Origin of the sequence: Microbacterium sp. (assembly GCF_031179285.1) — a bacterium.
In the GTDB taxonomy this organism is placed as follows: domain Bacteria; phylum Actinomycetota; class Actinomycetes; order Actinomycetales; family Microbacteriaceae; genus Microbacterium.
The window spans coordinates 56,258-76,369 of record NZ_JAPSHY010000008.1; the positions used below are offsets into that span (position 1 = coordinate 56,258).

The 20,112-nt window shown below is 64.2% G+C and carries 16 protein-coding genes; 10 read left to right on the plus strand and 6 right to left on the minus strand.

The features are described from left to right. Positions 1 to 205: 205 nt before the first annotated feature. Genes RIN18_RS06985 through RIN18_RS07010 form a run of 6 tightly spaced genes read left to right on the plus strand, consistent with a single transcriptional unit; the run spans position 206 to position 7,885 of the window. Positions 206 to 1,891, plus strand: a complete 1,686-nt coding sequence (locus RIN18_RS06985) for a glycosyltransferase (protein WP_309103234.1) — start codon at positions 206 to 208, stop codon at positions 1,889 to 1,891. After that, positions 1,885 to 2,787, plus strand: a complete 903-nt coding sequence (locus RIN18_RS06990) for a glycosyltransferase family 2 protein (protein WP_309103235.1) — start codon at positions 1,885 to 1,887, stop codon at positions 2,785 to 2,787. The genes RIN18_RS06985 and RIN18_RS06990 overlap by 7 nt, the downstream gene beginning before the upstream one ends. Further along, the gene (locus RIN18_RS06995) at positions 2,784 to 4,730 is read left to right on the plus strand and encodes a DUF6541 family protein (protein WP_309103236.1); all 1,947 of its coding nucleotides are present in this window, start codon (positions 2,784 to 2,786) and stop codon (positions 4,728 to 4,730) included. The genes RIN18_RS06990 and RIN18_RS06995 overlap by 4 nt, the downstream gene beginning before the upstream one ends. Further along, positions 4,727 to 5,617 carry a glycosyltransferase gene (locus RIN18_RS07000; RefSeq protein ID WP_309103237.1) on the plus strand — a complete coding sequence of 297 codons (891 nt, stop codon included), beginning with the start codon at positions 4,727 to 4,729 and terminating at the stop codon, positions 5,615 to 5,617. Before RIN18_RS06995 ends, RIN18_RS07000 begins: the two co-directional genes overlap by 4 nt. 55 nt (positions 5,618 to 5,672) lie before the next feature. Further along, complete coding sequence (locus tag RIN18_RS07005) at positions 5,673 to 6,809, plus strand: NAD-dependent epimerase/dehydratase family protein (RefSeq protein ID WP_309103238.1); 1,137 nt, start codon at positions 5,673 to 5,675, stop codon at positions 6,807 to 6,809. Beyond that, positions 6,806 to 7,885, plus strand: coding sequence for an acyltransferase (locus tag RIN18_RS07010; RefSeq protein ID WP_309103239.1), 1,080 nt, complete (start codon positions 6,806 to 6,808; stop codon positions 7,883 to 7,885). Before RIN18_RS07005 ends, RIN18_RS07010 begins: the two co-directional genes overlap by 4 nt. Here the strand turns inward: RIN18_RS07010 and RIN18_RS07015 are convergent. After that, positions 7,882 to 8,631, minus strand: a complete 750-nt coding sequence (locus RIN18_RS07015; RefSeq protein ID WP_309103240.1) for a glycosyltransferase — start codon at positions 8,629 to 8,631, stop codon at positions 7,882 to 7,884. The two genes, RIN18_RS07010 and RIN18_RS07015, sit on opposite strands and share 4 nt — an antisense overlap. Before the next feature lie 57 nt (positions 8,632 to 8,688). Between RIN18_RS07015 and RIN18_RS07020 the strand changes: the two genes are divergently transcribed. Continuing rightward, positions 8,689 to 9,927 (plus strand): polysaccharide biosynthesis protein, encoded by a 1,239-nt coding sequence (locus RIN18_RS07020; RefSeq protein ID WP_309103241.1) that lies wholly within the window; start codon positions 8,689 to 8,691, stop codon positions 9,925 to 9,927. Here the strand turns inward: RIN18_RS07020 and RIN18_RS07025 are convergent. Genes RIN18_RS07025 through RIN18_RS07040 form a run of 4 tightly spaced genes read right to left on the minus strand, consistent with a single transcriptional unit; the run spans position 9,899 to position 14,288 of the window. Beyond that, positions 9,899 to 10,840, minus strand: a complete 942-nt coding sequence (locus RIN18_RS07025; RefSeq protein ID WP_309103242.1) for a glycosyltransferase — start codon at positions 10,838 to 10,840, stop codon at positions 9,899 to 9,901. The two genes, RIN18_RS07020 and RIN18_RS07025, sit on opposite strands and share 29 nt — an antisense overlap. Beyond that, a complete protein-coding gene (locus RIN18_RS07030) occupies positions 10,837 to 11,238 on the minus strand; it encodes a DUF2304 domain-containing protein (RefSeq protein WP_309103243.1) in 402 nt (133 codons plus the stop codon). The genes RIN18_RS07025 and RIN18_RS07030 overlap by 4 nt, the downstream gene beginning before the upstream one ends. Continuing rightward, entirely contained in the window at positions 11,235 to 11,981 is a 747-nt protein-coding gene (locus RIN18_RS07035; RefSeq protein WP_309103244.1) for a glycosyltransferase family 2 protein, read from the minus strand. Before RIN18_RS07035 ends, RIN18_RS07030 begins: the two co-directional genes overlap by 4 nt. Positions 11,982 to 12,017: 36 nt before the next feature. Next, positions 12,018 to 14,288, minus strand: a complete 2,271-nt coding sequence (locus RIN18_RS07040) for a hypothetical protein (protein ID WP_309103245.1) — start codon at positions 14,286 to 14,288, stop codon at positions 12,018 to 12,020. Between the two features lie 109 nt (positions 14,289 to 14,397). Here RIN18_RS07040 and rfbA point away from each other — a divergent pair, with 109 nt between their 5' ends. Genes rfbA through RIN18_RS07055 form a run of 3 tightly spaced genes read left to right on the plus strand, consistent with a single transcriptional unit; the run spans position 14,398 to position 17,686 of the window. Continuing rightward, entirely contained in the window at positions 14,398 to 15,267 is an 870-nt protein-coding gene (gene rfbA / locus RIN18_RS07045) for a glucose-1-phosphate thymidylyltransferase RfbA (RefSeq protein ID WP_309103246.1), read from the plus strand. After that, complete coding sequence (gene rfbB, locus RIN18_RS07050) at positions 15,267 to 16,265, plus strand: dTDP-glucose 4,6-dehydratase (RefSeq protein WP_309103247.1); 999 nt, start codon at positions 15,267 to 15,269, stop codon at positions 16,263 to 16,265. The genes rfbA and rfbB overlap by 1 nt, the downstream gene beginning before the upstream one ends. Continuing rightward, positions 16,262 to 17,686, plus strand: coding sequence for a sugar nucleotide-binding protein (locus tag RIN18_RS07055; protein WP_375163506.1), 1,425 nt, complete (start codon positions 16,262 to 16,264; stop codon positions 17,684 to 17,686). The genes rfbB and RIN18_RS07055 overlap by 4 nt, the downstream gene beginning before the upstream one ends. A gap of 299 nt (positions 17,687 to 17,985) precedes the next feature. Here RIN18_RS07055 and RIN18_RS07060 read toward each other — a convergent pair whose 3' ends face one another. Further along, positions 17,986 to 20,076 (minus strand): acyltransferase family protein, encoded by a 2,091-nt coding sequence (locus tag RIN18_RS07060; RefSeq protein ID WP_309103314.1) that lies wholly within the window; start codon positions 20,074 to 20,076, stop codon positions 17,986 to 17,988. Between the last annotated feature and the right edge of the window lie 36 nt (positions 20,077 to 20,112).

Below are 20,112 nucleotides of genomic sequence, written 5' to 3' on the forward strand. Positions count from 1 at the left end.
GCCTGTTGCACCGCGAACCGCCTTCCGTACACGCGCACCTTCTCGCGCGCACCGTCAGCAATCATACGAGGTTGGCCGCTGAGCGCCTTGACATCGGCTGTGGGCCGTGAGCCGAGGCACAGCGGCGGCCCAGAGTTCCAGATGGTTGCGCTGATAAGATCGCGGACGTTCTCGTGCGTTCCTCGATCGAAAGCGTCTTCTGTCTGTGACTGTTCTCCAAGCCCTCGATCAGCCTGCGCTCTTCCGGTTCGGCGACCCCGGCACCGGAGCTGAACTCTCGGTTCGCGAACGACGCCTGCTGGTCGGAGCGCTGAATTTCCACGCCCTCATGGCGCCGGGGCGCTCGCTCCGGATTCACCGGTATGTCGGCTCCGTCGAGACTCTCCCGCGTCTGACGGACGACACGACGTTCAGTGGATACTCCCGCAACAACCGCACGCGGCTCGAGACTTTCGACATCGTGAGCGTCGTGGATCCGGAGGAGCGGAGCACGGCACCCAGCGAGGAGGAATCTGCTGCGCTCGCGGCTCTCTCCAGCCGGCACATTCACGTGTCCGCGGACGAGGTGCTGAGCGCTGACCCCTACCGGCCACCCCGCCGTGATCTCGTCGGAGTCGTCGCCCGCTGGGTCAAGTCCCATGCACCTCTTCTCTACGATGACGCGCGCGATCTCAGCCTGCTGCGCTATCGACGGAAGCTGCGACGCCCCATCGAGCCGCGCCGGTATGTCGAGGAGTTCCGTCCGGGCGGTCTGCACGAGGACGACGTTCTCATCCCTGCTGCAACGGCACCAGAAGGCGCGCAGCGCGCCGTGATCATCGGCTTGCACTGGTTCGAGCTCGGAGGAGCCGAGCTCTGGGCGTTCGAGACGGTGCGGCTCGTCCGCGAGGCCGGTTTCCTGCCCATCGTGCTGACCAATCGGGATTCGCATCAGCCGTGGGTCGCCCGACCGGAACTGGATGGCGCGCTCCTCATCCCGTTCTCGGAGCCGACGGTCGAGTCGCAGACTCCCGGGATCGAGCCACTGCTCCGCGCGCTGTTGAGAACCTTCGACGTGCGCGGCGTCGTGATCCATCACAACCAGTGGCTGTACGATCGCGTGGCCTGGATCGCGGCGTCGCGACCCGGCATTCCGATCGTCGACAGCACCCACATCGTCGAGCTCGCGGGCGGTGGTTACCCGCTCAGCAGTGCCATCGCGGCACGTTCGATCACGAAGCACCATGTGATCTCCCCGAGCCTGGCGCGCTGGATGACCGACGTCCAGAAGATTCCCGCCGACCGGGTCGTGATGGCGCCGCTGGGTGGTCTCACGGTGAAGCCGAAGGACGCCGAGTTCAAGAAGCGGCGGCCCGATGAATCGTTCACCGTCGCATTTGTCGGTCGAATGGCGCGACAGAAGGCGCCCGAGGTGTTCGTCGACATGGCGCGGCGATTGAAGCGGCAGGGACACACCTTCCGCTTCGTCCTGCACGGTGATGGCGAACTCTCGTCCTGGGTGAGCGACATCATGACGGCCGAAGGCGTGGATGACATCATCGAGCGGCGGAGCTCCGCCGTTCCCGTCTCTCAGACACTTGACGAGGCGGACGTTCTCGTGGTCGCCTCGCACAACGAGGGTCTGACGCTCACGACCCTCGAAGCCATCGCCCATGGGGTTCCGGTCATCTCGACGAACGTCGGGGCGCAGGGAGACATCATTCCGTCGAGCGCGCTGGTTCCGCGATATGCACGTCTCGCCTCTCGGCGGCTCGCTGATCTCCTCGTGCCTCTCGCGGCTGATGAGTCAGCCCGTGAAAAACTGTGGCGAGCAGAGCGCAAGGCAGAGAAGAGGCTGCTTTCGCAGCCGTCCGCGAGTACCTGGTTCAAAGAAGAGGTGAGCTCGTGGTGAGCGTTGCTGGAGTCGTCGTCACATTCAACCGACTCGAGAAGCTGAAGACGGTCATCTCCTCGATCGAAGCGCAGACGCATCCCGTCGAGACCCTGTTCGTTATCGACAACGCTTCCACCGACGGGACCGCCGAGTATCTGGCCTCACTCGAGACGTCCGTCCCCCTCGAGGTGGTGACGATGGCCGCGAACTCCGGGGGAGCGGGCGGCTTCTCGGAGGGGATGCTGCGCGGTTATGCATCCGGAGCGGATCACGTTTGGATCATGGACGACGACTGCTATCCGAAGCCAGATGCGCTCGCTTCGCTCGTCGCCGGGTTCGACGCAGCTGTCAAAGAACTCGGCGGGGACGTGCCGTTCGCTTGTTCGGTCGTCGAGTTCACCGATGGCAGTATCTGCGAGATGAACAACCCCGTTACGACCTGGGACTGGGGGCGTCTGCTGGTCAAGGGCCAGAACAACGTCATGGTGACCGCGTGCTCGTTCGTCTCCGTGCTGATTCCCCGGTGGGCGATCGCCGAGTACGGCCTGCCCTACTCGGAGTACTTCATCTGGTTCGACGATCGCGAATACACACTGCGTCTGACCCGACGTTGCCCTGGCGTTCAAGTTCTCGACAGCGTTGTCGTGCATGACATGGGTGACAACCGTGGCGTGAACTTCGCGATGGTGGATCGTAAGAGCCTGTGGAAGTTCTCGTACGGAGTGCGCAATGAAGCCTCCTGGCAGTTGCACCACCGGGGACTGCTGTACTTCCTCGAGTTCGGAGCGCGGCTATTCGTCAGTCTGCACCGTGGACGGGTGCCGTTCGGCCTACGCGCGAAGCTGCTGGGGAAATGGTTCCGCGGCATCACGTTCAACCCGAAGGTTGCGTACCCGGAAACCTCGGACGCATGAATTGGTTCGGAGCCATCCCGGCGTTTGTCGTGGCCGCGCTCATCCTCGTCCTGCCGGGGATGACCGTAGCGCTGCTGCTGCGTCAACGCGGAATGCGATTGTTCGGGGTCGCTCCCGCGATCAGCGTTTCCCTCATCGCGGTGTCAGCGCTGGCAGCACCGATTTTCGGGCTTCGGTGGACCCCCTTCCCGCTTGCTGTTCTCTTGGTTGTCGCTGCCGTGGCGGCCGCGATGTGGTCACGTTACATGAGTTCGGGGGCGCGCACACCGCGCACTCGAACCGCACCGATCGACTGGTCTCTCGTTATTGCGCTCGCCGTCCCGGCGCTGGTGATCGGGTTCGTGCTGCTCAAGAGCTTCGGCGACCCCGAGTTCATCTCACAGCGCTACGATAACTTCTTCCATCTCAACGGTGTGCAGTATGTCTTAGACACGGGCAATGCTTCGCCGCTCTGGCTGGGAAGCATGACATCGCAGGAAGGCGTCCCGTTCTACCCCTCGGCGTGGCATGCGCTCGTGGCGCTCGTGGTTCAGGTTTCCGGGGTCTCGATAGCGTCTGCGGTGAACGCCACGATCGTAGTCGTCGCCGCAGTGGTCTGGCCGCTTGCCGCCGTCATGTTGGCGCGTACGCTGTTGGGACGTGGCCGCGTGGTCACCGTAGCCGCAGGCTGCTTGTCCGCTTCTTTCCCTGCCTTCCCGTACCTGCCGCTTCACTACGGAGTGCTCTACCCGCTTTTTCTGGGGCTTGCCATAGCCCCGGTCGCGATCGCACTCGTCTGGTCGTTGCTTCGTCCCACCGGGGCGCCGCGCAGAGTAGACACAGGACTGTTACTCGTTCTGGTGATCCCTGGTCTCGCCGTGTCGCACCCGGGAGCCCTCATGGCGCTTGTGGCGCTGACACTGCCGTTCGTACTGGGTGCCCTCGCGCATCGGCTACACCATTCGGAAGGCGTCAGAGGGCGGATCGTGGTGGCTCTGGCTACCGGGGGTTACCTCGGAGCTGGGTTGATACTGCTCACTGTCGTTAGGCCACCCGCCAGCCAAATATACTGGCCCGTCATCGAGACAGTGCCTCATGCGATCGGCGAGGTGGTGACGTCGGCGGTGTATCAGTACCCCGCGTCGTATGCGCTAGGCGTGGCACTCGTCGCTGGCGCGTACAGCGTCGTCAAGCGCGGAGGGTACACGCGATGGGGCATACTCGGGATGGCAGTCGTTGGATCGGTGCTGTACGTGGTTGTTGCGTCGTCGCCGTACGAGATCTTGCGGTTCTGGCTAACCGCTCCGTGGTATAACAACGCACCTCGACTCGCGTCGATCTGGGTGATCGCGGTACTTCCGCTCGGTGCCCTCGGGGTCTCCACGATCACGTCGTGGCTGCTCCGGCGCCCTCTCCTCGCGGCTGTTCGGCGGGGGGCGGAGCGTGCTCCTGCGGTAGTCGCACTATTGCTTGCGGTAGTTTTGGTGCTCCTCACGCAGACGTCGGCGATGCGGCAGGCTGCAGCCGATATCGAGTTCACCTACAAACTGAGGTCTGACGGGCCCATCCTCTCTGTCGACGAGCGCGAGCTGATTGACGACCTGCCCGATCTGGTTCCCGAGGGCGCGGTGATCGCCGGGGACCCGTGGACCGGGGCGTCGTTCGCGTATGGCCTGAGCGGCCGCGAGGTGCTGATGCCGCATCTGCTGATGGACTTGACTGACGACGCAGAATTGATCAATACCAGGCTTGCCACGGATGCTGATTCTCCCGCGGTCTGCCGTGCGCTGGAAGAGACACGAGTACGGTACGTGCTCGACTTCAGCGCCGACGGCGATTTCCAGGAGAACCCCGATGACTACTCGGGCTTGGAGGACCTTGACGACTCGCCCTACGTCAAGCTCGTAGAGTCTCGCGGTGAAGCGAAGCTGTTTGAGATAACGTCCTGCAGAGGAGCAGAGTGACCCATGAGATCTTCGTCCCGTTCTGGGGCGATCCCGGCCTCTTGTACGAGACGGTCGAGTCAGTTCGCGCCCAGTCAGTCAAGGATTGGTCGCTTGTTGTCATCGATGACTGCTATCCGGATGAAACGGTGTCGAAGTACTTCGAAGCGCTCGCGGACCCGCGCATCCACTACGTGCGCAACAAGGTTAACCTCGGCATCACCGAGAATTACCGTGAAGCGATTCGCCGTGCGTCGAGCCCATTCGTCACCATTCTCGGATGCGACGACCTTATGCATCCGAACTACCTCGAAGTCGTCCTTGGAGCTATCGAGCGAATTCCGGATGCTGACGTGATCCAACCCGGGGTTGTCGTGATCGACCAACACGGGACGGTCCGGACACCGCTGGTGGACCGTGTCAAACGGGGGCTGCTCGCGCCAAGCTCACGGAGCGGCACGGTCGTGCTTCGCGAGGAGCAGATGGCCACCAGCCTCATTCGAGGGGACTGGTTGTACTGGCCATCACTCACCTTCCGCACCGCGACACTCAAGCGGATCGATTTTCGCGACGGATTGCCGATTATTCAGGATCTGGCATTGCTCATGGATGTGGCTTTCGACGGCGGATCGCTCGTCTACGTACCGGAGGTCTCGTTTTCGTACCGACGCCACAGCTCAAGTGCCTCGCAGAAGACCCTTCTAGACGGGCGGCGATTCCGAGACGAGCGCAGGTATTACCGGCAGGCCGTCTCGCTCGCCAAAGCCCACGGGTGGAATCGCACGGCGCGAACGGCCCGCATACGCCTCATGTCGCGTCTGCATGCCATCACCGAGCTCCCAGGGGTTCTGAGGCGAGGGAATCGCGCTGGTCTACAATCGACGCTGGCGCACATCTTCGCTCTGTGAGCCGCGCGACCGGCGTGAACGTCTCGCCGAGCAACGACTTTCTGGAGGCTACCGCATGCCTGAGCACGTGCTGATTACCGGAGGTGCGGGCTTCATCGGCTCACGCCTCGCTGCCCGATTTGCGCAGGACGGCCACACGGTGACGGCGCTCGATTCGCTCATCCCTCAGGTGCACGGAGACGACCCTCAGCAGACCTCGCCATTGCTTCGATCACTGGACGGCATCGCGACCGTTATCGAGGGAACAGTGACGTCGGCCGATGATCTGCGTCGCGCGCTCGAAGGAGCGACGGTCGTCGTTCACCTCGCCGCGGAAACGGGTACCGGCCAGTCGATGTACGAGATCGACCGCTACGTTGAGGCGAACGTCGGAGGGACTGCCAAGCTGCTGGATATCCTCGCCAACGAGGAGAACTCGGTCCGACGCATCGTCATCGCATCGTCGCGCTCAATCTACGGTGAAGGTGCCTACCGGACGGCCGACGGTCGACTTGTCTACCCGAACCACCGAGCCGACGCGGACATGGCCGCAGGGGATTTCGATGTCCACCACCCCGGCGAGAGTGCGCTGACCTTAGTGCCGACCGATGAGGATGCGAAGCTGCATCCGTCGAGTGTGTACGGGATCACGAAGCACATGCAGGAATCCCTGGTGATGACGGTGGCTCCGACGATCGGCAAGGAGGGCGTGGCGCTCCGGTATCAGAACGTCTACGGGCCAGGCCAGTCCCTGAAGAACCCGTACACCGGCATCCTTTCGATCTTCTCGACGCTGATCCGTCAGGGCAAGGACATCAACATCTTCGAGGACGGCGAGGAGAGTCGCGACTTCGTCTACATCGACGACGTGGTCGAGGCCACCTATCTCGCGGCGACGGATGCGCGCGCAGCGGGGGAGACGTTCAACGTCGGTTCCGGCGTCGCCACGACGGTGAAGGAAGTCGTGGCGGCGCTGTTCGCCGCCTTCGGTCGCGACGTGCCCACGCGGATCTCGGGCAACTACCGTCTCGGCGACATCAGGCACAACGTCGCGGATACCCGCCACCTCGAAGAGGTACTCGGTTTCGTCCCGCGAACCGACTTCCGGGATGGCGTCAGCGCGTTCGTGGAATGGGTCCTGACCGAGCCGATCGAACAGGACGGGTATCAGCGTTCGCTCGACGAAATGAGCAAGCGGAACCTGCTCAAGTGATCCGACGACTACTCGTCCGCTCGGAGTTCCCGTACCGGAAGAACAGCCTCAACCTGTTCCGCCTCCTCCTGGCGTTCCTCGTGCTGCTCGCGCACGGGTACTACATCGTGGGCCGGTCCGACAGTCCCGGCTTCAACGGCGAGAACCTCGGCGGCTGGGCGGTCATCGGGTTCTTCGTGATCAGTGGTTTCCTCATCACCCGTTCTCGATTCCGTACCGACGCCGGGACTTTCCTCGTGCATCGGATCGCTCGAATCATGCCCGCGTTCGTCGTCTGCCTGCTGGTGACTGCCTTCGGGTTCGGCCCCGTCGCACAGCTCATCACGCACGGCTCGCTCGCTGGGTACCTGACGACGGGCCCGACACCGCTGGAGTACATCTGGGGCAACTTCTTCCTGCACATCGACCACTACCAGATCGGATCCTCGCTCTCGGACGTTCCCTACCCGAATGCGTGGAACGGCTCGCTCTGGACGCTTTATTTCGAGTTCCTCTGCTATCTCACGGTGTGGTTGCTCGGGGGACTCGGGATCTATCGACGATCGGTCGTCTTCGTCGGCGCGCTCTGGGTGGTCTCCGTCCTCGTGCGTGCTGCGATGGCGTGGGGAATCACCGGCGGCCTCGACGAGGACTTCGGTCTCTTCGCCCGATTGCTTCCGTATTTCCTGGGAGGCTCACTCATCTACCTTGTCGTCCACCGCTGGGGTCTGGTGCCGATGATCGGCATCCTCTCCATCCCGGTCGCCACCGCGCTGATGGTCTTCGTGCCGGTGGTCGGCGGTCCGCTGGCCGCGCCGCTGATCGGCTACGCGCTGCTTTACCTGTCCACCATCGTCGCCCAGCCTCCATGGGTTGCGCGCAACGACGTCTCCTACGGCTTCTACATCTACGCGTGGCCCGTGCAGCAGCTCGTCGTCATCCTTGGGGGTGCGGCGCTGGGCATGCCGTTGTACGTCGCGATCACGACCGTCGGTACGTTCGCCCTGGGCTGGTTGAGCTGGATGTTCGTGGAGCGACACTTCATCCGGCTGGCGAAGGGGGCGCGGGGCCAGGTCGCCGTCGCTGCGCGGGCCTAGAGGCGCCTGAGCCTGCGCCGGGCGTCGAACCACAGCCTCAGGAGCAGGATTCGCGACCGCAGAGCGGCGGCGACCCCGCGAGGGCGGGATGTGGAGGCGTTCGCGTCGTGCACGCGCCGACGCAGGCTGGGGCGCTCAATGTGCACCATCTCTCCAGCGGCGTTGGCCGCCGTCGCGATCCAGAGATCGTGGGACTCGGTCAGATACGAGGGGAACGGCAGCACGAGAGCCAGAGCATCTCGCCGCACCGCCATCGCGCACCCGAAGTAGGGCGCGTCCCCGAGAAGGATCCGCAGCTCGTTCCGAAGGGAGTGCTCGCTGTCCTGAGCGCGGAGAAGCCACGGGCGTCCGGTCAGCGGCGAGCTCAGCGCCCGCTCGGAGCCCAACAGCACGATATTCGACGCCGCGACGGCATGCAACGCGGTCCCCGCGCACAGCGCATCCACGCGTCCGTCGATCCACACGTCGTCCTGATCGCAGAGAAGAAGCACGTCACCGCGGGCGAGACTCATGGCTCGTTCGAAGGATCGGACGTAGCCCAGGTTCTCGACGTTCCGGTGCACCGTGAGCCGGGGATCGGCGAACGACTCGACGATACCGACGGAGTCATCGGAGCTGGCGTCGTCGACGATCACGATCTCGTCATCGGGTCCGAGTTGGGCCAGGACGGATTCGAGCTGCTCGCGGAGGTAGCGGCCACCGTTGTACGTCGCTATGCAGACGCTGACGGTCGCTCTGTCGCTCAATGCTCTGGACTCTCTTCCGAGCACGCGACGCATAGACTGGAGCGGATGCGGTCACTCATGCTCAGGTTTGTGGGCTTCACAGGCGCCCCGGTTCTTTCAGCTCTCGCCCCCTTCATCATACTGCCGGTCATCTCCCGGGTCGTGGGCAGCGAAGGGTGGGCGAATTTTTCGGCCGGCCAGTCCATCGGCATCCTGGGGATGGTGATCGTCCTCTTCGGTTGGGGCATCGTCGGTCCGGTGCGGGTGGCGCGGAGCACGAGCACGGCGGAGAAGGCAGCGCTGCTCTACGAGAGCCTCCTCACTCGTGCGGTGACGGTTTCGGTTGCCGTGCCCGCGGTCGCCATCGCCACCTACCTCATCAGCGGCCCCAGCTTTCGTCTCGAGTCCGTGTGCGTCGCGGTGGCGATGACGCTCGGCGGGCTATCACCCGCATGGTTCTGCATCGGGGAGGGTAACCCGCAAGCGCTGATGCTGTATGACGCGCTTCCGAAGCTCGCTGCTTCGCTCGTCGCGCTGCCCATCGTGGCGCTCAGCGCTCAGGTCCTCTGGTACCCGGCGATCATGGTGGCGTTCATGTTGCCGTCGTTCACGGTACACGCATGGCGCACGGCGCACCCGCGCCTCCGCGAGGGGCAGCCGGTAGTCGGCATCGGCCGCTGTCTTAGAGTGCTCCTTCCGACGGCGGGGATCGACGGAGCGAGCAACCTCTACGCCTCGACGCCCGTGCCGATTGCCACGGCGGGTCTCTCCTCGGAGGATGCGAGCGCGTTCGCATCCTCCGATCGTGTCTATCGCGTTGCGCTCTTGACCGTGGTGGCGATCGGAAACGCGTTCCAGGCATGGGTGTTGAACCCGCTCGACACCGATCCTGCGCGCCGACACCGACTGTCGATCGTCGTTCATCTCGTGCTCGGACTGCTCGGCGGTGCGGCGATCGCGCTCCTTTCTCCCTGGGCGACCACGATCCTTTTCGGTGAGGACGTCGCGGCACAGCCGCTCCCCGGCGTGCTGTTCGGTGTTTCCTTCTTCTTCCTGTCGACGACCACCCCGTTGATCCGCAACCTCCTGATACCCGCGCAGCGCTACCGGCTCGTCTTCGCTGCGACGATCGCCGCTGCGGCCGGGGGCCTGGCGACCATGCTCGCCGGGTCCGCGCTTGAATCTCCGGTCGTGATCTCGCTCGGTGTCTCGATCTCCGAGGCAGTGAGCTTCGGAGTGCTGGTGGTCCCGGCTCTCCGGGAACTGTCGCGAATCGGTCGGAGCGACACTAGTCCAGAGGTTCCGCTCTCCACTTGATGGACGAGGCGAGCGCAGCGGTGCGCGCGTCCATCCGGCCCATGCGGCGAGCCCGTGCGTCCCGTACGGCCGCCCGATAGACCGAAAAGAGCGACCGGCGAGGTTGCGCCAACTGCCACGCATTCAGAAAATGGACGGCTTCGAGCAGCGTGTCCCGGGCGGTCCAAAGGAAATGGGTCCGTCCGAACTCGCGGTTGATGACGACCCGATTTCGCACGCGGTAGTAGTAGCGGAAGGGGGTACTCAAAGTGATGACGGCAGGGATGCCGGGGAACGAGAATGGGCGCCCGAAGAGCGTCCGGACGTACTGACGGCCGAGACTGTGTCCCAGACGCAGCCCCGGCGCCGCGACCATTACCTTGCCCGCGGATACGCAGCGCATCTCGAACTCGGTGTCGACGAGATCGATGAACAGGTCTTCGCGCATCATCCCCACCTGCTCGAGGAGCGTTCGGCTCAAGAGCATTCCCGACTGGATGGCGTGGCGCGCGACGAGCGTGCCATCCGCCGTTCGCGTGCGCACCTGGCGCACACCGGCGAAGTACTCGGGAACGATGGGCGGATCAGCATGGCCTGCACTCATGGCCGCCTCCCGAGCGTCGCCCAGCCGCTGCACGAAGTCCGAGCCGATGGCGGAATCCTGATCGAGCGTCAGAACCGCGTCCGCACCTCCGTCCAGTGCATGCATGATCCCGACGTTCAACGAGAAGGCGATACCGCGATTCTCCGCGTTCCGCACGACGATCGCGCCCCGCTCCTGAATGCGCGCGAGCAGGGGGGAAGACTCGTCACCGCTCCCGTCGTCGACCACCACGATCGCGGTGACCTGATCTCGCAGGGCCTCCACGGCCTCCGCCAGGCCTGCGTCAGGGCGGTATGCCGTGATGACCGCCCACACCATAGCGGTGCTCATTCGGGTGCCGAGGAGCCCGGCTGATCGGGAGCGCCTACGGCCCGTTCGAGGCGATCGACGCGTGCGCGAAGATCCTCGAGTTCCGTGCGCGAGAGGGCAGCTTCCTCGGCGACGCGACGGATCTCGTCTTCCGCTTGGGAGAGCTCCCAGGAAAGGTGCAAGGACACACCGAGCAGTAGCACGATGGCGAGCGAGAAGAGGAGGTTGGCGGGAACCTGCACGCCGAGCGTCGCCGTCGCCCAGAGGAGCAGCTGCGGGAAGAGACCGAGGATCAGCACGCTCAGCGCGATCACGATCCACATCGCGGCATATTTCTCTCGGATTCGTCGCGCGATGAGCATCCAGAGCACGAGTACCAGGATCACGAGAGCGAGGGCGATCCCGACGAAGATGATCATGCCGTGACTTCCCCCGAGTCAGATCGGGGCCGGGTGACCGCGCCGCGCACCAACGCGAGTGCGAGTGCGAAGAGCGAACGCAGAAGGTAGACGGATGCTCCGATCGGTCCCTGACTCGGAGTGCCGTGGTTTCGAGGCCGCATCGCGACAGGCACTTGTGTCACCTTCAGGCCGGCGTGACATGCCGCCACGAGCGAATCGACCGTGTCTCCGAGGTACTCCGCCGGGTAGTACTCGACGTACTGGTCGATCGCCCGCCGGTTCGCCGCCCTGAAGCCGCTCGTCACATCCGTGAGTCGCGTCTTGGCCACCCGGGACACGGTACGCGCGAGGAATACCATCGCCCAGCGTCTCGGTCCCCTCACGGAGTAATCTCCCACCTCGGCGAATCGTGCGCCGATGGAAATATCGGCCCCCCGCAGGCCGTCGATCACCTTGCCGATGTCGGCGGGATTGTGCTGCCCGTCGGCGTCGACCTGGACCGCCCGTTCATAGCCCATCCGCTGTGCGTAGGTGAATCCAGTACGCATCGCACCGCCCACCCCGAGGTTGAAGGGCAGGATCATGACACGCGCGCCCGCGACTCGTGCGGCATTCGCCGTGCCGTCGGTGGAACCGTCGTCTATGACGAGCACATCGTAGGCGTCGCTGCTGCCGAGTATCTCTCTGACGGTCGTCCCGACGTTCCGGGCCTCGTTCCAGGCAGGCACGATCACCAGGATCCGATCCTTCGCAGCTTTCATGCTTCTACGATCCCACAGTCAGCGGACTGCCCTCGTTCAGGGGATTGGCGTGCCGAGCACATAGGCGCCCTTGTTCGCCGCCGGCAGCTTCACGATCGTGAGGGGCCGACCGTTCGCCAACCGAACGAGCGAGGCGTACGACTGCACATGCCGGAGCTGCCCGTCCGAGAAGAAGAAGACCTCTGGCAGGCCGTCGAACTGGACGAAAGTGCCAGAGCTGAGGATCGGCGCCCCCATCTTATAGTCGGGAAGCCAATCGGCCTTGAGCGAGGTGATCGAGGGCACTCGGCCGCCGTTCAGGCTCAACAGGGTCGAGTAGTCGCGGACGTGGCGCAGTTGCCCTTCGGTGTACTGGTAGATCTCGCCCCGCCCGGTGAAGCTGACGAACTCCTTGTCGGCGAGGTACGAGGACCCGACGCCGACGTCGGTCACCGTGGCCTTGGACCAGGTGATCAAGGAGAGCGGGCGTCCGCCGTTGAGGCTCTGCAGAACGGCGTAGCTGCGCACGTGCTTGAGCTTGCCTCCGCCCACCGCGTAGACCTCGGGATGTCCGGCTGCCTGCAGGAACAAGGGGGTGGCATACGTCGAGGTGGAGGGCGCGAAGGCCCCGCAATCCTGCGCGGAGAGGACGGCAGGCGCGATGCCGCCGAAGTCGGTTCCGGTGACGGCGTGGATCTTTCCACCCGCTGCGATCTTCGTTGCCCCCGCGCACTGGACGATCGGCGTCAGGCTACCCTTGGCACGCAGATTGGCGCTCACCGAGGAATCGGGGACGATCATATAGCGCGACGCACCGAACTCGGCAGCGAGGGCGAAGCTGGGGATGTGCAGCAGGGTGTTGCTGCTGAGGAGAAGATACACCTCACCCGTCGAGGCGGGGCGGATCAGAGTGTTCGGCTCGAGGGCGACCGGCCCCATCGGGAGCGCCGTCGCGGCACCGCTCGGCATGAAGGCGACGTACCCGGACGTTCCGCGGGAGAGTAACTGCCACATAGAGTACGACGCGATGTGGCGTTTCTTTCCACTCTCGAACACGTACAGATCAGGGCCGTCCCAGATGCGGAAGAAGTTCGTGACCTCCGCGCCCGTGGTGAATTGGTCGATGAGCGTGGGCGCCAAGTTGACATACGAACTGAACGCGTATCCGAAGCGAGCGATCTGTTCCGGGTTGAGGAACCGATGTTTCGTACCGTCGGGATCCAGGACGTAGAGCGTTCCCGTGCGTGGGTCGTGGACATACCTCGAGGCATCGCCGCCACGTGGCAAGCTGTTCGCGTACTCGGCTGAGACTTCCGTGACCGAACCGAAACGGGATCGGAAGACCGCCAGGTCCTCCAGCGTCGACACTCGATGCTTGGTTCCGGCAGAAACGAGGTAGATATCCGCCTGGCCGGCGCCGTGGATCAGCGCCGACGCCTGGGTGCTTCCGAACCAGTCGGTGAAGAACTGATAGAAGTTCCGGTTGCCGTAGGAGGAGCAGCGATCTCCTTCGCCGTAGCCCGCAGTGAGCGCGGCACGATTCGGCTGGTACGGCGTGTAGTAGTACAAGGCCGCGGTGGCGGTGTTCTCGACGTAGACGGGAGATGAGCCGCAGTTTCGCTCCGGCCGCGGGTGGTACAGGATATTCCACGTCCTGCCGGGTGCGTAGTAGGTGAACCAGCGCCCTTCGGCGTAGATCTTCATCTGCCGGGCGGCCCCGTAGACCTGGTAGAAGAAGCCGAGATAGCCCGGGTCGCAACCGGCCGTGTCAGGACATCCTTGTCCCATCGCGATATTGAATCGCCCTTGGCTGGGGAAAGTGTGGGTGACCAGGCTCTGTTCCTTCTCCAGCATCACGACGAGGACTTGCGGGTTGATCCCGCAGGATTGTGCCACCTTCGCGATGATTGTCGCGGCGGACTCGTTGCCCGCGCCGGAGTATCCACGGCAGTATGCGTCGGCTGAACGGTTCGGTGTGTTCTGACGGTAGTCCTTGAGACACACGTAGCCGGCGCGGCATGAACTCACCTTGCTGCGCAGGAACGAGTCGATGTTCGCGCTGCTCATCGTTGAAGGATTGAAGAAGACCGCGTCGGCGATGATGTTGCCCGGTCGGAAAGATGCGAGGTTCGCTGCCTTCGTGATGTCGTTCGGTGCAGCCGCGTGGGTGGCTGTAGCGCTTCCGGAACTGGCCGCCATGCTGACGACCCCCGGGAAACCGGTGCTGGCAGCCGCAACCGGACTTGCCACGAGGATCGAGGCGCCGAGTATACCTGCGGCCACGCTGGCGACGATGGTCTGCAGGCTGAGGAATCGTTGACCGGTCACTTGCTCATTGTGACTGATATATGCGGATGATGCCAGTGTGAAGGATGTGACTTGCCTTGCTTGAGCTCGGCGCCCGCGGCTCTCAGCTCAGGTGTGGCACGATATGGGGGTGAAAGGCATAATCCTCGCTGGCGGCTCGGGTACCCGGCTGCATCCGATCACGATCGGCATCTCCAAGCAGCTCATCCCGGTGTACGACAAGCCGATGGTTTACTACCCGCTTTCGACGCTGATGCTCGCCGGCATCCGCGACATCCTGATCATCACGACGCCTCATGACGCCGAGCAGTTCGAGCGTCTCCTGGGAGACGGATCGCAGTTCGGAGTCAGCCTCACCTTCGCGCAGCAGCCGTCGCCGGACGGGCTCGCCCAGGCCTTCGTCATCGGAGCCGACTTCATCGGCGACGACAAGGTCGCACTCGTCCTCGGTGACAACTTGCTGTACGGTCCCGGGCTCGGCACACAACTCAAGCGCTACACCGATGTCGAAGGCGGAGCCGTCTTCGCGTACTGGGTTGCTGAACCTACGGCGTACGGCGTCGTGGAGTTCGACGCCGACGGCCGCGCCGTCTCGCTCGAGGAGAAACCCGCACACCCCAAGAGCAACTACGCGGTCCCGGGACTGTACTTCTACGACAACGACGTGGTCGAGATCGCCCGCAGGCTCGAACCCAGCGCCCGTGGCGAGTACGAGATCACCGACGTGAACCGTGCCTACCTCGAGCGCGGAAGCCTCCAAGTGGAAGTGCTTCCGCGCGGGACGGCGTGGCTCGACACCGGGACATTCGACCAAATGTCGGACGCCGGGGACTACGTCCGGACGATGGAGCGCCGCACGGGTCTGCGCATCGGCGTGCCGGAGGAGGTCGCCTGGCGTCAGGGCTTCCTCACCGACGACCAGCTGCGCGAGCGCGCGGAGAAGCTCGTGAAGTCCGGCTACGGCACCTACCTGCTCGAGACCCTGGAAAGAGGTCGTTGATGTCGAACATCCTCGTCACCGGCGGCGCCGGGTTCATCGGGTCCAACTTCGTGCACTACGCGGTCGCGAACACCGACCACACCGTCACGGTCCTCGACGCCCTCACGTACGCCGGCAACCGCGCCTCCCTCGCCGGGCTGCCCGAGGATCGCGTCCGATTCGTGCAGGGTGACATCATCGACGCCGAACTCGTCGACCGGCTGACCGCCGAGGCGGATGCCGTCGTGCACTATGCGGCGGAGTCACATAACGACAACTCCCTGCACAGCCCGCGTCCCTTCCTCGACACGAACATCATCGGCACGTACACGCTCCTCGAGGCGGCCCGGAAGCACGAGACGCGGTTCCACCACATCTCGACCGACGAGGTCTACGGCGATCTCGAGCTCGACGACCCGGAGCGCTTCACGGAGCAGACGCCGTACAACCCGTCATCGCCGTATTCCTCGACCAAGGCGGGCAGCGACCTCCTCGTGCGCGCCTGGGTCCGATCCTTCGGCGTCCAGGCGACGATCTCCAACTGCTCGAACAACTACGGACCGTACCAGCACGTCGAGAAATTCATCCCGCGTCAGATCACGAACGTCATCCGCGGTATCCGTCCGAAGCTTTACGGGGCGGGCGAGAACGTCCGTGACTGGATCCACGCGGACGACCACTCCTCGGCGGTCCTCACGATCCTCGAGAAGGGTGCGATCGGCGAGACCTACCTCATCGGCGCCGACGGAGAGCGCAACAACAAGGAGGTCGTCGAGCTGATCCTGGAGGAGATGGGACAACCGCGCGACGCGTACGATCACGTGACGGATCGCGCCGGACACGACCTGCGCTACGCAATCGACTCGACGAAGCTGCGCACGGAACTTGGGTGGACGCCGCAGTTCGCCGATTTCGAGTCGGGGCTGGCCGCGACCATCCGGTGGTACCGCGACAACGAGAGCTGGTGGGCGCCATCTAAGGACCAGACCGAGGCGTTCTACGCCTCGAAGGGACAGTGACTGACGTGGGTGGCATCGACTTCGGGAAGTCGCTGAGCAGGATCGAGACGACGATCCCTGGCCTGGTGGTCTTCGATCTACCGGTGCACGGCGACTCCCGTGGCTGGTTCAAGGAGAACTGGCAGCGCGAGAAGATGACAGCCGCGGGACTTCCCGACTTCGGGCCCGTGCAGAACAACGTGTCGTTCAACGACGCCGTCGGGACGACTCGCGGAATCCATGCCGAGCCCTGGGACAAGTGGGTCTCGGTGGCCACGGGACGCATCTTCGGTGCTTGGGTGGACCTGCGCAACGGCCCCAGCTTCGGCGCAGTCTTCACGACGGAGCTCGACCCGTCGAAGGCCATCTTCGTGCCTCGGGGGGTCGGCAACTCCTATCAGACCCTCGAGCCGGACACGGCGTACACCTACCTGGTCAACGACCACTGGTCGGCTGAAGCTTCCTACTCGTTTCTCAACCTCGCCGACGAGACCGCCGCGATCCAGTGGCCGATCCCGTTGTCGGATTCCGAGGTCTCGGCGAAAGACCTCGGTCACCCGCGGCTTGCCGACGTGCAGCCGATCGCTCCCCGGAAGACGCTCATCCTCGGCGCGGGCGGTCAGCTCGGCACCGCGCTGCGCGGCGAGTTCGACGGCCTCGCCCACGTCGAGTGGACGACGCGCGACGAATTCGATCTGTCGTCGCCGGATTTGGCCATCGCGCGCCGTTGGCGCGACTACGACACGATCATCAACGCCGCCGCCTACACCGCGGTGGATCGCGCGGAGACACCGGAGGGACGCGCCGCGTCCTGGGCGGTGAACGCTGCGGGCCCCGCCGCACTGGCTCGCATCGCGACGGAGAACGGCATCACCCTGGTGCACGTCTCGAGCGACTACGTGTTCGACGGTTCCGCCGACAAGCCCTACCGGGAGAGCGACCCGCTCGGTCCGCTCGGCGTCTACGGGCAGTCGAAGGCGGCGGGAGACCTGGCGGTCGCCACCGCGCCGAGGCACTACATCGTCCGGACGTCGTGGGTGATCGGCAGCGGGAACAACTTCGTGCGAACCATGGCGGTCCTCGCCGACAAGGGCGTCGATCCTCGCGTCGTCGACGACCAGCGGGGCCGCCTCACCTTCGCCTCGGAGATCGCGCGGCTGATCCGCCACCTTCTCGCCGAGCGCCCCGAATACGGCGTGTACAACCTCAGCTCCGCGGGCGACTCGATGACCTGGGCGGACATCGCCCGGCGCACGTTCGCGCTCACCGGACACGACCCTGCTCGCGTCACCGGCGTGTCGACCGCGGAGTATTTCGCGGATGCCGCGGGACCGGTCGCCCCCCGCCCGCGCAACAGCGAACTCGACCTCTCCCGGGTCGTCGCTGCCGGCTTCAAGCCGCGCCGCGGAGAGGATCTCCTCGCGGAGTACCTCGTTCCGTGAGCGCGCGAGGACTGCCGACGCGACGCCGGAAGGGAGACTGAGCCTCAACGGAATCGGCGACCTCGCTACGCGTCCTAGCAACAGCACTCTGAAGCTGGACGAGATTGTGTTGGCTGGCGTTCATCCCCTGCGGTGATGCGCGAGTGTTTGAGCTAGACGCTCAACTCTCTGTCGTGGGCGCAGATGGACCTGGTGGATCTGTCAGATCTGTCGTGACCCGGTAGATCTGTCGTGACCCGGTGGATCTGTCGTGACCCGGTGGATCTGTCGTCACCGTCGTTGAGTGTAAGAGGCCGGCGTCACTGCGCTGGCGTTCCTGCTGTCAACATCGGCAGGAGCCGCTGTGTCAGAATTCGCGACGTGCTCGCCGCGAATGACCGGGTCAGGTGATTGTCGTCTGTGTAGACCACCAATCCGCCGATCTGGGAAAGGCATCGTGTTTCGGTACAGAAGACATCTGTCAGATCCAGCACACCTCCGCCTGCAGCCTCTGCACCCGCGCGCATCGGGTCGGAGAACTCACTCGCAGCTCGCGGAAGCGTGCACCCGTCAGCATCTAGGTGAACTGCCAAACAGTCAGCGGCGCTCGCCGCACCCTGAGCCGGCACGGCATTCAACTCCGGCGGAGCGGCGAGCACGATGACGTTCTTGCCTATCGACTCAAGCTCGGCGACGCTGTCGGCAACCATGTCCGGGGTCAATGGATGGAGCTCCGGATCATCGGAGAGGTACAGCCTCGTTCGGTTGACGAATACGACGTCGGTGATCGTAGGATCTGACGCTACTTCAGACAGCACCGCGTCCGTGAGCACAGGGCAGAGCTGGCTTCCAACAGGATCGAAACCCCACGCGCTGCCAAGCGGCTCGCGGCTGATCAGTGGACAGCCGGAGACCAGAAAGGTGCTGAGCCCGTGGCCGCTAGAAGCGGCTGCTCGTTCGAATGCTTCAACCCAGCGCGTGGCGTGCGAATCGCCCACGAGAGCGATTCGAGTAGCGCCTGGTTCCGCATCCACGACGTCACACCGCACGTATTCTTGGCTCTCGACTGAGCGTTCGCAGGCTCGCACCGCTTCGCTGGGTAGGTCCGCAGGGAACGATTCGACCGGCGCTTGAAGCCGAATATACAGCGGATCACCGCACGACTTCGATGCCATCGACTCTGCCCCGACACACGGTTGCGTCGCCTCGGACACTTCAGGCGGCGGCGGCACGGTTGCGGTCGCGAGTGGAAGCGCGGTTGCACAGACCAGAGCCATCGCGCCAGCGGCGGCAAGCAGAGACCTTCGGGGGCGCGAACGACTGAGCCAGCGACTTGTCCGAGCCGGGTCCTCGACGAGAAACTTGGACGCACCGCCAAGAGCGAGAGACGCCGCCAGTACCGCGATCTTCTCTATCGTGGTCAATGCGTGACCGGTCGAGAACGGAACAAGGATGATCAGCGGCCAGTGCCAGAGGTATACACCGTACGAGATGTCGCCGACAAACTGTATTGGACGCCACGAGAGCATCCTGATCGGGGAAAGGCGAGCGGCGGCGGTCCCGGCAGCGACGACCATGATGGTGCCCACGACTGGGAGGGCAGCGGTGTAGGACGGGAAAGGCGTAGCCGGCCCGTAGACGAGCATGGCTATCGCGATGGCCGCCAATCCGCCCCAGGAGATCAATGTTCTTGCTGTGTGTGGGAACGTGTGGCTATTTCGCCGCAGCGTGAGCGCGAGAAGTGCGCCGGCGCCGAACTCCCAGGCACGGGTGAAGGTCGAGAAGTACGCAATATCGGGCGAGGTTGCAGTGGTCAGCACGGACGCCGTGAAACTGACTGCAGTGATCACGGCGATTGCTACCGTGATCCCGGTCGTGCCGTCTCGGCCGAGGCGACGCGCTACCCACCAGCCCGCGATGAGAAGGATGGGCCACGCCAGATAGAACTGTTCCTCGACGCTCAGCGTCCAGAATTGCTGAGTGGGAGACTTGACGTTGGACAACGCCATGTAGTCAACTGATTGCGTTGCCAACGCCCAGTTCTCAATGTAGAGGGTAGATGCGATGATCTCGCTACCCAACTGAGCCCAGCGCGCGAGAGGCACGCTCACCCAGACGGCAATAGCGGTGACAGCGAGCACCAACAAAGACGCTGGAAGAAGGCGTCGCGCTCTTCGCGCCCAGAACGCAGGTAAGGAGATCGTGCCGTGTACTGCGAACTCTCGTGCGAGATGGTCAGTAATCAGAAAGCCTGAGACCACGAAAAACACATCAACCCCGACAAAACCCCCGGGGAGTCGTAGAGGCCACAGGTGGAAGAGCAGCACGCCCATGACCGCAACTGCTCTGAGTCCCTGAATCTCCGGCCTGATTCTGTTGTGAGGCGCGCCTGCTTGAGGAGGCGCTGCCATGGCAAGCGCTGATGATGTCACGTGAGTGTTCCAAGG